General features: G+C 65.0%; 12 protein-coding genes. 5 read left to right on the forward strand and 7 right to left on the reverse strand.

Translation table 11 applies throughout. The features are described from left to right. Positions 1–15: 15 nt before the first annotated feature. Entirely contained in the window at positions 16–1,023 is a 1,008-nt protein-coding gene (locus HP547_RS07395; protein ID WP_172285919.1) for a helix-turn-helix domain-containing protein, read from the reverse strand. Between the two features lie 270 nt (positions 1,024–1,293). Between HP547_RS07395 and HP547_RS07400 the strand changes: the two genes are divergently transcribed. Next, complete coding sequence (locus HP547_RS07400) at positions 1,294–1,506, forward strand: PLD nuclease N-terminal domain-containing protein (protein ID WP_172232460.1); 213 nt, start codon at positions 1,294–1,296, stop codon at positions 1,504–1,506. A 46-nt stretch (positions 1,507–1,552) separates the two neighbouring features. On the opposite strand, the gene HP547_RS07405 is transcribed toward HP547_RS07400, so the two are convergent. Then, entirely contained in the window at positions 1,553–1,873 is a 321-nt protein-coding gene (locus tag HP547_RS07405; RefSeq protein ID WP_172232463.1) for a hypothetical protein, read from the reverse strand. Between the two features lie 222 nt (positions 1,874–2,095). Here HP547_RS07405 and HP547_RS07410 point away from each other — a divergent pair, with 222 nt between their 5' ends. Further along, positions 2,096–2,506, forward strand: a complete 411-nt coding sequence (locus tag HP547_RS07410) for a RidA family protein (RefSeq protein ID WP_172232466.1) — start codon at positions 2,096–2,098, stop codon at positions 2,504–2,506. Between the two features lie 197 nt (positions 2,507–2,703). Then, complete coding sequence (locus tag HP547_RS07415; protein ID WP_172285920.1) at positions 2,704–3,576, forward strand: DMT family transporter; 873 nt, start codon at positions 2,704–2,706, stop codon at positions 3,574–3,576. Here the strand turns inward: HP547_RS07415 and HP547_RS07420 are convergent. Together HP547_RS07420 and HP547_RS07425 are read right to left on the reverse strand one after the other, a co-directional pair. After that, complete coding sequence (locus HP547_RS07420; protein WP_172285921.1) at positions 3,573–4,292, reverse strand: TorF family putative porin; 720 nt, start codon at positions 4,290–4,292, stop codon at positions 3,573–3,575. The genes HP547_RS07415 and HP547_RS07420 overlap by 4 nt on opposite strands. Positions 4,293–4,373: 81 nt before the next feature. Continuing rightward, positions 4,374–4,625 carry a hypothetical protein gene (locus HP547_RS07425; RefSeq protein ID WP_172232935.1) on the reverse strand — a complete coding sequence of 84 codons (252 nt, stop codon included), beginning with the start codon at positions 4,623–4,625 and terminating at the stop codon, positions 4,374–4,376. A 193-nt stretch (positions 4,626–4,818) separates the two neighbouring features. Between HP547_RS07425 and HP547_RS07430 the strand changes: the two genes are divergently transcribed. After that, positions 4,819–6,237: a DUF3300 domain-containing protein gene (locus HP547_RS07430; protein WP_172285922.1), complete on the forward strand. Its 1,419-nt coding sequence runs from the start codon at positions 4,819–4,821 to the stop codon at positions 6,235–6,237. Then, positions 6,234–7,127, forward strand: coding sequence for a DUF2950 domain-containing protein (locus tag HP547_RS07435; protein ID WP_172285923.1), 894 nt, complete (start codon positions 6,234–6,236; stop codon positions 7,125–7,127). The genes HP547_RS07430 and HP547_RS07435 overlap by 4 nt, the downstream gene beginning before the upstream one ends. 42 nt (positions 7,128–7,169) lie before the next feature. Here the strand turns inward: HP547_RS07435 and HP547_RS07440 are convergent, their stop codons facing one another. The 3 genes from HP547_RS07440 to HP547_RS07450 form a co-directional block, all read right to left on the reverse strand. Then, positions 7,170–8,126: a helix-turn-helix domain-containing protein gene (locus tag HP547_RS07440; protein ID WP_172231811.1), complete on the reverse strand. Its 957-nt coding sequence runs from the start codon at positions 8,124–8,126 to the stop codon at positions 7,170–7,172. A 147-nt stretch (positions 8,127–8,273) separates the two neighbouring features. Further along, positions 8,274–10,358 (reverse strand): hydantoinase/oxoprolinase family protein, encoded by a 2,085-nt coding sequence (locus tag HP547_RS07445; protein ID WP_172285924.1) that lies wholly within the window; start codon positions 10,356–10,358, stop codon positions 8,274–8,276. Positions 10,359–10,371: 13 nt separating this feature from the next. Beyond that, positions 10,372–12,117, reverse strand: coding sequence for a hydantoinase B/oxoprolinase family protein (locus HP547_RS07450; protein ID WP_172285925.1), 1,746 nt, complete (start codon positions 12,115–12,117; stop codon positions 10,372–10,374). Positions 12,118–12,425 lie beyond the last annotated feature (308 nt).

A 12,425-nucleotide genomic window follows, 5' to 3' on the forward strand; every position in this document is an offset into this window, starting at 1 on the left:
ACTCGATATGCCCGGTTATTCGCCCAGGCGCTGCTCCCGCGACGGCGGGTACCCGAAGTACGCCGCATAGCACTTGCTGAAGTGCGACACCGAGACAAACCCGCAGGCCACTGCCACCTCCATCACCGACAGGTCGGAGTACTGCAGCAGCCGGCGGCTCTTGGTGATGCGCAGTTCCATGTAATAGCGCCGCGGCGACGTTCCCAGCTGGGCCTGGAACAGGCGGTCGATCTGACGGCGCGAGCGCCCGCTGTAGGCGGCCAGCTGGTCAAGGCTGAGGGTTTCCTCGAGGTTGTTTTCCATCAGCTCGACGATGGTACGCAGGTGCAGGCTCATGGATTTCTTCGCCCCTGGGCCGACCTGGCGGTAGCGTGCGCCCGAGAACGACAGGATTTCCTCCACGCCCTCGGCCAGGCCGTCGCCGTACAGCCTGCGCACCAGGCCCAGCATCAGCTCCATGGCGCCATTCGGGCTGGCGGCGGTGAGGCGGTCGCGATCGAGGGTGAAGCTGGCCGGGGTGATGCGCGTTTGCGGGCTGCGTTCGGACAAGCTGGCGCGCTGCTCGGGGTGAATGCTGCAGCCATAATCGTCCAGCACCCCGGCGCGACCCAGGAACCACGCGCCGTTCCACAGGCCGCCCAAGGCCATGCCGTGAGCGGCACTGTCATCTAGCAGGCGGTCGAGTTGCGGGTACTTCAACGGTGTGCGCAAGCCGCCGCAGACAACCAGCAGGTCAAGTTCCTTCAACGCCTCGGCAGACAGCTCGGTGGCCACCAGCTCCAGCCCCAGGTCGCTGAGTACCCGGTCGCCGTCCAGCGACAGCGCGGTGAACTGGAAGCTGTCGGCACGTAGCAGGTTGGCTGTGACCAGCACGTCCATGGCCACGGTGAAGCTGGCCATCGAGAAGTGTTCGAGCAGGATGAAATCGACCCGATAGGGGGCCTGGGCATTGGCGCTGCTGGTTTTCAGCCGCAGCATGTTGCTGGTACTGGTCTTCTTGCTGAACTGGCGTGGCGTGGGCACTCTGGACTCCGCTTCCTGGCTGGCCTGGAGAGTGTGGGGGCTGGCCGGGGGAAAGACAACTTTCCGGGTGGTTGTGACGTATTGCAGGTCGTGTTCAGGCAAGCGGCCTGGTGTGGCAACCAGCGCCCACATGAACTGCACAAAGCCAGCGTCTGGTGCTTTACTTGAAGAAGCTGGCTTGCCGGCGTGGAGCCTCAAGGCAGGCAAATCCGTCTGAACCCTTGGCGCTCGCTGCCACCTAAGCCAGTACATGCCAATGGGAGGATGCTCATGGAAATCGGAACAATCTGGTTCCTCGTTGCAATCGCGGTGATCCTGCTTGAAGTATGGGCCATCTGGCACATCATCGGCAGTGAGCGGCGCGCCGAGCGCAAGATGCTGTGGATCGTGTTCGTGGTTTACGCACCTGTCATCGGTCTGCTGGTTTGGGCCTTGCGCGGGCCGCGGGCGGTGAAGGGCAGGGTAGTGCTGGAAGAGAAGTGAGCATCGTCGGCATCAGGCGCAGGGGCGCCCGATGCCGCGCCGCAAGCTAGACGATGTTGAAGCGGATCGCCGGGCCCAGGCCGTCGACCATCAGGCAGCCGTAGAATTTTACGCTCGACAGTACTCGCAGCTGTTTGAGTTCTGCATGAATGCGCTCGCGGATAACCCGCTCCGCTTCAAGGGCTTTGTCCGCCTTGGAAAGGCTGGCGAGCTGTACCCAGCCCAGCAGTGTGGTCTCGATATGCTCCACGGTGTCCAGGCCAATGTTTTCCCGCAGGCGCTGGCGTGCCTGCGCGGCATTGTATTCATCTTCATCCGGGTCGCGCGGCTTGATGGTGTAGGCGAGTTGAAAGTCATGTTTGCTCATGGGGTTTCCTTGTTGCATGCAGGCCTCCGTGCCGGGATGGGCAATCTAGCGCCTGTCAACGACGGCGCAAACACACGCGTGGTTTACGGAAGCTGCCACGTTGTGCGAAACGTCCTACATCACGAGGCTTGCCTGGCGAGCGTCCCCGCCTTTCCGGGCTTGACCTCGAGTTAACTTAAGGTCCGATACTCCGCCACTCTTTCAACTGAACGAGGGCTTGTCGTGACCCCATCAAGTGCATTCCAGCTAAGCAACCCAGAAGGCCTCTACGACCCTAGTAGCAACGCGTATTCCCACGTTGCCGAGGTGCGTGCCGGCAGCCGCCTGCTGTTTATCGCCGGCCAGGGCGGGGAGGACCGCGACGGCGCGTTGTCGCCCGTGTTCGCCGAGCAGGCGCGCCAGGCGCTGGCCAACCTTGAGCTGGCCCTGGTTTCGAAAGGCGCCGGCTTGGCCCAGGTCGTCAAGTTGACACTGCTGGTGGTCGAGCATTCGCAAGCACGGCTGCGCGAATGGGTGGCCGCGGCCGACGAGGCCTGGGGGCCGAACATGAAGCCGACTTGCACACTCATACCGGTGCCCCGGCTGGCGCTGGACGGCATGCTGGTGGAGATCGACGCTGTGGCAGCGGGCTAGGACTTTGGGGCGTTGCATCAGGGCTTACAGGTGCTTGCACAGCATTTTCAGCGCCTGTAAGCCCTGATGCTATCCGGGTGCCTGACCATCGGGCCCGCCGGCCAACCAAGCGCCAAAACCCCATCTGTTGTATATCGACGCAGGTCCTGCCAGCATCCCCGCTACAACAACAGTTCCCCCTCAGAGGTGACCCCACCATGAGCACCGGCACCACCACGCTTACCAACCGCAAGGCCCGTTCCTGGCTCTGGCCTGCATTGTTCAGCCTGGTGGCCTTCGCCGCCAATTCGGTGTTCTGCCGGCTGGCGCTGAAGGACGGGGCCATCGACCCGGCATCGTTCACGCTGGTACGCCTGGCCAGTGGTGCGTTGTTCCTGCTGTTGTTGCTCCGCCTGCGTCGGCCGGTGCTCGCCATGGGCGGCAGCTGGCGGGGCGGTCTGGCTCTGTTCCTGTACGCGTTCCTGTTTTCTGCCGCGTACCTGCAACTGGGCGCAGGTGCAGGTGCCTTGCTGCTGTTCGGCGCCGTGCAGATCACCATGTTCGGGTTCGCCTGGTACAAGAGCGAACACATCACCGTGCGCATGCTGCTGGGGATGCTGATCGCCTTTGCCGGCCTGCTGGTGCTGCTGCTGCCCGGGGCCGAGGCGCCACCCTTGCCCAGTGCCTTGCTCATGGCTTTGTCCGGCGTCGCCTGGGGGGTGTACACGCTGCTGGGCAAAGGCTCGCCCAGGCCATTGGCCGACACTGCCGGCAACTTCATGCGTAGTTTGCCCTGGCTGGTGCTGTTGACACCGATGCTGCTGCTGAGCGCAGGCCCACACCTCACCACGCCGGGTTGGTTGTATGCCCTGGGCTCCGGCGTGCTGGCATCTGGCGCGGGTTATGCGGTGTGGTATGGCGTGGTCAGGCAGGTCACTGCGCAACAGGCAGCGACCATGCAGCTGAGCGTGCCGGTCATTGCCGCACTGGGTGGGGTTGTGCTGATTGGTGAACCGCTGTCGGTGCGCCTGCTGGTGGCCTGCGTTGTGGTGCTGGGGGGTATCGCCCTGGCACTGGCGCCGCGCCGTTAAAAGAAACTGCGCTGCGCCTTGAGCGTGACCACGCTGTCGCAATAGGTGTTGATGCCCGAGTATGCGTCACACCCGTCGCCACTGAGGTTGGAGTTGCTGTAGATGAGGTTGAGGTCGATGCCAAGCCAAGGCCGCGACAGCTCCAGCGACCAGTCGGAGAACCCACTGACCTGGCTGCCATCACCAATGGTGAACGGCGTGCCCAAACGGTGATGAGCGAGCTTGACGGTCAGGTCGACAGCGAACAGCGGCAGTTGGCCGAAGTCGGCAAACAGGGTGCCGGTGCGGTTGTCGGGGTTGTCGCGCAGCGCCCCGCCGAAGCGGCTGCCCAGCACCGAAATACCCCCATACAGCGCATAGCTGTCGGGGCCTGCGATATTCGGCTGGCTGTAGTGGATCAACCCCATTTCGTAGCCCAGGCTGCTGTCGAAGTGGTGCTTGTAGCCCAGGTAGCTGTCCAGCCGCAGCGTCGAATCGGCGGTAACGCCCATGCTGGGGGCGTACTGGCCAATGTACCAGCCACTGGGGTGGCTCAGGTCCAAACCGCCGTGAAAGGCACCGACGGCACTGGGCGAAATCAGCCCTTGGGCCATGCTGCGTGATGGGGTGGTGCCGAGCGTGAAGTCAAAGCCGCCCAGATCGCGTTTGATCTGCTGGGCCAGCAGCATGGGGCTGAATAGCAGTGCAGCGCTCAACAATAGAAGAGGCCTGGTCATGGTCTCCATCCTGGAAAGCTTGCGGTTGAGCGGTAGAGGATACCTGCGCAGGTGGCTGGAGGGAACCGCCGGTTAGCCGGTTCAGCCTTTGGTCGAACGGTCAGCGTCGGCGGCTTCCGTCACCACAGGCAGGTTGCCGGCACGCTGGATCACCCGCCGCTGCAACTCGTAGTCGTCCAGCGAAAGGCCCCGGCGCTGCAACGCTTCCAGCTGCAGCTGGCGGGTTTCGTCGGCGGTGTATGCACGCAGTTCGGGGTGGCTGGCACAGCCGCTGCTGATGGCGATGGCAAAAACGGCAAAGATGGCGAGCAGCGGGCGGGCCAGGGTATTCATGGGTGAGCTCCGGGGGCCTGTGGTAGTTGGCGAGTCGATGGAGCAAGGTTATTCCGCAATGCCGTTTGGCAGAAATTGCCATTCTCGATAGTGACTATCGACCGCGCGTGAGCCGCTGGCGGTTTATGCCCGATGGCCGAATTCACCATCGTTGCTACCCTTAACCCACGCGGCCTGGTCTTGGGGATAAGCGATGCGCATGCCACTGTGTGTGGTTTTGACGGCAGCACTGTGCCTTGGCACCGTGCCCGGCCTGGTGCTGGCAGCAGAGGTACCGGCCACCGAGCCGCCTGCGGCGGCCGATGCGGTCGCGGCCAAAGACCCGGTTTTCACCCAGGCACAGCTGGACCAGATGCTCGCGCCCATCGCGTTGTACCCCGATGCGCTGCTGGCCCAGGTACTGATGGCGGCCACCTACCCCGGGCAGGTGAGCGAAGCCGTCACCTGGTCCAAGGCCAACCCCAAGGCGTCCGGCGACGATGCGGTCAGGCAAGTTGCCAAGCAGCCGTGGGACCCGAGCGTACAAGCGCTGGTGGCGTTCCCGCAGGTGCTGGCGACCCTCGGCCAGGACCCGGCCTGGGTCCAGCGCCTGGGCGATGCCTTCCTTGCCCAGCCCGACGATGTCATGGCCGGCGTGCAGCGCTTGCGTCACCAGGCACAGGCTGCCGGCAACCTGCAGAGCAACCAGTACCAGAACGTTACCGTGCAGGCCGCCCCGGCACCGGCGGCCAGCACCCAGGTGCCTGTAGCCAGCAGCCCGCCGAGTACCATCATCATCCAGCCGGCCGACCCGCAGGTGGTTTACGTGCCCAGCTACAACCCCACCACCGCCTATGGCACCTGGGCCTATCCCGCTTCGCCACCGGCCTACTACCCGCCGCCGCCCCTGTATTACGCCGGCTCCGCACTGGTGGCGGGCCTGGCCTTCGGTACTGGCGTGGCAATTGTCAGTTCGCTGTGGGGCAACTGTGACTGGGGCCACAATGACATCGACATCGACGTCAACCGCTACAACAACCTCAACGTCAGCAACCGTATCAGCAACAACCAGAACAAATGGCGGCACAACACCGTCAACCGCGAAGGTGTGCCTTATCGCGACGCCCGCAGTCGCCAGCAGTATGGCCGCCAGCTGGACGGCGCCACGCAACGTACGGCCTTTCGCGGTGACGACGCCCAGCGCGCGCAGGCCCGTGACAAGGCCAGGGCCTCGATGGACCGGGCCGGCATCGAACGGCCGGCGACCAATAACCGGCAGGCACGCCAGCAAGTGCGTGAAGCGCAGGCAGGCAATGCGGGCGGCCAGCGCGTGCAGCCCCTTGGCGATAACGCGAGGGCGGCCGACCGTCGCCAGGAACTGCGCAGTACCCAGGCGCGGCATGGTGAAGGCCAGGCGCGGCAGTTGGCCCATAACCGCGCTGCCGGTACCGCAGGCCGGGCCCGCAACAATGCCTTCGACGGCGTGCGCGCACCGTCACGCACCAGCGCGCAGGCCAGCCGTGGCCACGTCAGCCAGGCGTTTGCCCAGCGCCCCAATGCATCGCGTGCCGCGGGGCACGCCATATCGCGGCCGAGTGCGCCGGCGCGCCGTGGTGCAGGGGGCCGGCGATGAGCCGCCGGGCGTTGGCGGCATTGCTGCTGGCGGCAGGCATGGCCAGCTCAGCGTTGGCCACAGCGCAACAAACCTTCGCGACGCCGGAGCAAGCAGTGGATTCCTTTGTCGCAGCGCTGGGCGAGACAAAAGCTGACGAGGCCCGCCTGGCCCAGTTGCTGGGCGATGACTGGCGTACCTACATACCGCGCGGCGGCGTGCAACGCAGCGACGTGGACACGTTCCTGGCGCAATACCATGCGCAGCACAGTATCGACCGGCCTGGTGAGGACAAGGCCATACTGGCGGTAGGCAGTGACCACTGGACCTTGCCCATACCGCTGAGCAAAAGCCGCCAGGGTTGGCACTTCGACCTCAAGGCCGGCAGCGCCGAAATCCGCGCCCGGCGCATTGGCCGCAACGAGCTGGGCACCTTGCAGTCGCTGCTGGCCTACCACGACGCGCAAATGGACTACGCCACCCAGGACCATAACGGTAACGGGGCGCTGGAATACGCGCAGAAGGTATTCAGCGAGCCGGGCAAGCATGACGGGCTGTACTGGGACGACAACGGCGACGGTGAGGTCAGCCCGCTAGGCCCGCTTTTTGGCCAGGATGTGGTCGGTGACGCCTGGTACGGCTACCACTTTCGCATCCTCGATGCCCAGGGGCCCTCCGCCCCGGGTGGCGCCTACAGTTACCTGATCGGCAACCAGATGAGCCGCGGTTTCGCCATGGTCGCCTGGCCGGCCAGGTACGACGATACCGGCGTGATGAGCTTCATGATCAGCCATGACGGCCAGGTCTTCGAAAAAGACCTCGGGCCGCATGGCGACAAGCTGGCTGGGCAGATGAAGCGCTTTGACCCGGATGACAGCTGGACGGTGGTGGATGTCGCGGCGGGGGGTTGATCGCGCAACTTCAGCGCCTGGCCTGAATGCTGCCGCAGCGCCTCAGTGCGCACACGCAGCCCGAACCTCCCGCGCCGTGCACCCATAACGCTGGCGAAACGCCCGGGTGAACTGCGCCTGGTCGGTAAAACCCCAGCGAAACGCCAGTTCGCCGATGGCCAGGTGGCAGTGCGGGTCGCGCAGTTGCCGGTGCACGGCCTCCAGGCGTTGGTGACGCACCCACTCACCGAGGGTATAGGGTGTGATCGCGAACAGCTTGTGCAGGTAGCGCAGCGACAGCCCGCAGGCACCGGCGATGGCGGCTGGCGACAGCTCTGGGTCGCCAAGGTGTTGCTGCACGTACTGCTCGACCCGCGTCAGGTGCAGGGTGCTGAGGTTGCTGCCTTCGCTGCCCAGCACCCGCTGGTCCTGTTGCAAGGCCAGCAGCAGGGTGGCGGTGGCCTGCTCCAGCAGCAGGTGGCGGGCGGCGGCTGGGCTGGCGTCGAAGTGGCGGGCGCACAGGTCCAGCTGCTCGACGAAGATGCGACCCAGGCCCTGGCTGGCATCGAAGCAATGGCGGGTGTAGCGCTTGTGCCCGAGCAGGTTGGCCTTGAGTGCGCGTTCGGGCAGCTTCAGCACCCACAAATCGTTCTGCTTGCCGTAATGGAAGCGGTAGGGCGCATCGCCGCGCTCGACGATGAAACCGCCCGGGCTGCAACTGAGCTGCTGGCCGTCCTGTTCGAAATGCACCTCGCTGCTGCGCGGCACGGTCACCAGGTAGAACGCTTCATGGTCCTGGCCGATGTGCGCCTTGCTGCGCGAGTAGCCCAGCTGGCTGGAGCGCAGGCGCGACAGGCTGAGCGGCGTGCTGGGGGTGCTCCAGCGCTGCAGGTGGCCGTCGAACGGCTGTGCGGTGGCGAACTCCAGGGTTAACGGGAAGTAAGTGTCACTGATGGCTTGGGCCCAACGCGCCTGGCGCTCCGGCTGTGGCCAGCCGTGGGTCGAGAGTTCTGTGGGCATGGTGGTCCTTTTTCAAAGAGGGCAGCATTGAAAAAAGGAACTGCAGGCAAGCTACTCAAGCAGCTCTTGTTATTGTGCAAACCGCCCGGCAGCGCAAACTGCCGGGCGGTTGTCAGGCCCCATGATCGGCGTAGGCCGACCTTTCGATCAAGCCCCGCGTGTCACCCGGTAGGTCGCCGAAGGCTCCAGCCGCGCCTGCCAGCCAGGCGGGATGACGATATTGGTGGTGTCTTCCTCGATCACGCAAGGGCCGTGCACGGTCTGACCCGGCAGCAGCCGGTTGCCGTTGAACACGGGCGTGGCTTGCCAGCCGCCGTCGGCACTGAACAGCATCGGCCGCAGCGTGCCCGGCGCCGGCACCCCAGGCTCGGCCGGGCCCGACAACTCGGGTTGCGGAGGGCGCGGCAGGTGGCCGATCACCGAGCATTCCAGGTTCACCAACTCCACCGGGCTGTCCGGCTCGCTGTACGAGTACAGGGTCTGGTGACGGATGTGGAAGCGGCTGATCAGTGCGGCCAGGCCGGTGTCATCCAAGGCGTGCTGCTCCAGTTCGACACTGCATTCATGGATCTGCCCCAGGTAGCGCATTTCCAGGGTGTAGTGGCAGCTGCTGGCCTGGTCGCCAAAGCCGTCTTCGCGCAGGTTCGCCAGGCCTTGCTGGCGCAGTTCAGCCAGAGCCTGGTTGAGCTGCGCCAGGTTCACGTGCTCGCCGTCCACGCGCATCGACAGGCTGGTGAGCTGGTCGTAGCGCACATCGGAAAGGATCTGGCCGAAGGCGCACAAGCCCGAGGCCACCTTGGGGATCAGCACAGTCTGCATGCCGATTTCCTCGGCCAGGCGCACCACGTGCATGCCCGCTGCGCCGCCTGCGCCGATCAGCGTGAAGTCGCGTGGGTCGTGGCCGCGTTCGATGGACACACGCCGGATGCCGTTGACCATGTTCAGGTTGACCAGTGTGGTGATCCCGAACGCGGCGCGCTCCACGCTGATGCCCAGCGGCTCGGCGATGTTGCTGCGAATGGCGTCCAGCGCAGCCTGGCGGTTCAAGCGAATGCTGCCGCCCAGCAGCGCGCCATCGGGCAGGTAGCCCAGGGCCAGGTTGGCGTCGGTCACGGTCGGCTCGCTGCCGCCCTTGCCATAGCAAACAGGCCCAGGCATGGCGCCGGCGCTGCGCGGGCCGACCTGGAGCATGCCGAACTCGTCCAGGTGGGCGATGGAGCCACCGCCGGCGCCCAGGGTTTCCACCTGGATCATCGGCACGCCGATGCGCTGGCGCAGGAAGTCCACGTCCTTGCTGAAGTTGGTGCGCCCGGCGTTGGTCAGGGTGATGTCGAACGAGGTGCCGCCCATGTCCACGGTGATGACGTTGTCGATGCCGAACGGGCGGGCCACCGCCAGCCCGGCCTGGGGTGCCGAAGCGGGGCCGGAGTTGATCGCATTCACCGCGCGCTCGCGCATCAGGTGCCCGGGTGCCAGCCCGCCGTTGGACTGGAAGTAGCGCACCGGCTGCTGCGCGCCAAGCTCCTGGAACAGGCTGTCGATACGCGCCACGTAGCGCGCCATCACCGGGCTGAGATACGCATTGACCACGGTGGTGGAGGTGCGGGTGTACTCACGGATCTGCGGGAACACTTCGCAACCGGTGCAGACGAACACTCCAGGCAGCGCCGCTCGTACTAGCTCGGCGGCACGCTGCTCGTGGCTGGGGTTGCGCACCGACCACAGGAAGGAAATGGCCACGGCCTGCACGCCTTCGGCACGGAAGTAGTCGATGGCGGCGTGGATGGCGCGCTCGTCCAGCGGGCTGTATTCGCGGCCATCGCCAAGCATGCGCCCCGCGATCGGGCGGCGCAGGTGGCGCGGGACGAGCATGTGCGCTGGCGGGTAGTGGGCATCGTAGCGGTGGCCTTCTTCCTTGTGTCCCAGGCGGATTTCCAGGCTGTCCTCATGGCCTTCGGTGCACAGCAGGCCGACCTTGACCCCGGTGCGCTCGATCAGTGCGTTGAGGGCCACGGTGGTGCCATTGATGCACAGGTCGCAGTTGGCGATCAGCTCGGCCGGGCTGTGACCGGTGGCATCGGCGATTTGCGCCAGGCCGGCACGAATGGCCAGGGTGCCGTCCTGCGGTGTGGATGGCGCCTTGAACAGCTGTACACCGCCGGCGCGGTCGGCCAGGATGAAATCGGTGAAGGTGCCGCCGGCGTCGATGCCCAGGCGATATTGGTTACGCATGATGATTCTCCGGTCAGTGCGGGGCGCGGGCGAGGCGGGTGGCGGTTTCATCCAGCTGGCCATCGGCATCGAGGACCACGCCGTACTCCAAGGCCGCGCCTTGGGGCGAAACCAGGCCGTTGCGTACATCCTGCAACACCGAGGCAATGGGGCGCTGCAGGGGGTCGCCGTAGCCACCACCACCGGGGTTGATGTTGATGATGCGTTCGCCGGGCTGCACGGTCAGCATCGGGTTTTGCGTGTAGTGGTCCTCGCTGCCGTCGGCGTGGCGGTGAATCAGCCGGCCCAGCTTGGGCTCCAGCAGGGTATTGCGTGCGCCGGCGGCACCGGCGGTGGGCAGTTGACGGCCCTCGCCAAAACCGACCACGGTCATTGCGTGGTCCAGCGGTTCGATTTCCAGGCGGGTGCCCGAGCCACCGCGGAATCTGCCGGCACCGCCGCTGTCGGCCATCAGGCTGTAACGGTGGATCAGCACCGGGTAGGCATGTTCCAGCAGTTCGATGTCACCGCTCATCAGCGCCCCGAAGCAGCACAGCGGACCGCAGGCGTGCCAGCCGTCCATCACCTGGTTGGCACCGGCGCCGGAGATGATCGAGGCCAGCACCATGGTCACGTACTCACTGTTGCCGTTGCGCAGGTCGCGGCCGGCGATATTGATGCCACTGGTATGCCCCCAGGAGGCGGTCACCCGCTGTGGTGAGGCTTGCTCCAGTGCCGTGCGCACGGCATCGGCCAGGGTTTCCATCGGCGTGGTGGTGCAGTTGACGTGGGGCGCCGGTTCCTCGGCGTTGCACAGCGTACCCCTGGGCCCGACATCGACCGTGACACAGCGGTACAGGCCCTCGTTGTAGGGCGGCGCCACCTGGGCGAACATCATCAACCCCAGGTACACGCCAGACACCGAGTTGCCTTCGTAGGAGTTGATAAAGTAGGGCACCTGCGGCGGGCTTTCGATGCGCACGTGGGCCTGGTCGCCGCGAATCTGCACATGGGCAGTAATGGCCAGTTGACCCAGGCCGTGGCCGGAATCTTCCAGTACTGCGGTGCCGCTGTAGTCGCCGTCCGGCACGTCGCGCAGCAACGCACGCATGTGCCGGTCGGCCATGTTCTTCAGCTCGGCAATACAGGCACGTACTTGCGCCACGCCATATTTGTCGAGCAGCTCCAGAAGGTGTCGCTCGCCGACCTTGCAGGCCCCGTACTGGGCGTTGAGGTCGCCTTCCTGATAGGGGCGGGCGCGCATGTTGGTGAGCATGAAGTTGATCACGTCTTCGCGGCGCTTGCCCTTTTCCCACAGCTTGACCGGGGGAATGCGCAGGCCTTCGGCGTAAATTTCCTTGGCATCGGGGTTGTAGCCAGCCGGCACCGGGCCGCCGATATCGGTCAGGTGGCCCTTGCACACGGTCCAGAAGACCAGTTCACCCTGGTAATACACCGGCTTGTACATGCAGCAGTCGAGAATATGGCTGCCCTTGTAGGCCGGGTCGTTGTGGTAGATCACGTCGCCTTCGGCGATGTCGTCAGCGAAGAACTCGGCCACGCACTTCATGGCCGGTATCAGCGAGCCTAGGTGGATCGGGATGTCCTGGCCTTGCAGGATCATTTCCGGCAGGTGGTCGAACAGCGAGTTGGAATAGTCGTGGGCCAGGTTGAACACACTGGAGCGGCCGGTCTTTTCCAGGGTCAGGGTCATCTCGCGTTGCGCTGTTTCCAGCGCTCCGCGTACAACCGCCAGGGTGATCGGATCTACTGTCTGCATAGGTCACCAACGTTTGTTCTTGTAGTTTGGCTGCGTGCCGCGGTGGGCGGCGCGTGGTGACAGGCTACGGGGCAGGGTGGGGGGAAGGCTTGTCGCTGGGTGTACTGGTTGTTGTGCCTGGGCGCACACTCGAGGAAGGCGTTATCCGGAGTGTCAGGTTTTTTGTGTGCGGGCCGGTAACGGCCTGCCGCCCGGCAGGCCTTGATTTCACCAGGTTGGCCTGATGAACCGATCTCCGTACAGAATCGCAAATTGATTCATCGCACTTTTCCAGTCATGCGCCGCTGACCCCCAGTTCGCTGTGATGT

It is taken from the genome of Pseudomonas sp. CM27, from assembly GCF_013179515.1.
Lineage (GTDB): Bacteria > Pseudomonadota > Gammaproteobacteria > Pseudomonadales > Pseudomonadaceae > Aquipseudomonas.

What these genes read in the sequence shown, in the direction of transcription:
- HP547_RS07400 (WP_172232460.1), top strand. Translation starts at nt 1,294, where the DNA reads ATGGAAATCGGAACAATCTGGTTCCTCGTTGCAATCGCGGTGATCCTG.
- HP547_RS07405 (WP_172232463.1), bottom strand. Translation starts at nt 1,873, where the DNA reads ATGAGCAAACATGACTTTCAACTCGCCTACACCATCAAGCCGCGCGAC.
- HP547_RS07415 (WP_172285920.1), top strand. Translation starts at nt 2,704, where the DNA reads ATGAGCACCGGCACCACCACGCTTACCAACCGCAAGGCCCGTTCCTGG.
- HP547_RS07420 (WP_172285921.1), bottom strand. Translation starts at nt 4,292, where the DNA reads ATGACCAGGCCTCTTCTATTGTTGAGCGCTGCACTGCTATTCAGCCCC.
- HP547_RS07425 (WP_172232935.1), bottom strand. Translation starts at nt 4,625, where the DNA reads ATGAATACCCTGGCCCGCCCGCTGCTCGCCATCTTTGCCGTTTTTGCC.
- HP547_RS07430 (WP_172285922.1), top strand. Translation starts at nt 4,819, where the DNA reads ATGCGCATGCCACTGTGTGTGGTTTTGACGGCAGCACTGTGCCTTGGC.
- HP547_RS07435 (WP_172285923.1), top strand. Translation starts at nt 6,234, where the DNA reads ATGAGCCGCCGGGCGTTGGCGGCATTGCTGCTGGCGGCAGGCATGGCC.
- HP547_RS07440 (WP_172231811.1), bottom strand. Translation starts at nt 8,126, where the DNA reads ATGCCCACAGAACTCTCGACCCACGGCTGGCCACAGCCGGAGCGCCAG.
- HP547_RS07445 (WP_172285924.1), bottom strand. Translation starts at nt 10,358, where the DNA reads ATGCGTAACCAATATCGCCTGGGCATCGACGCCGGCGGCACCTTCACC.
- HP547_RS07450 (WP_172285925.1), bottom strand. Translation starts at nt 12,117, where the DNA reads ATGCAGACAGTAGATCCGATCACCCTGGCGGTTGTACGCGGAGCGCTG.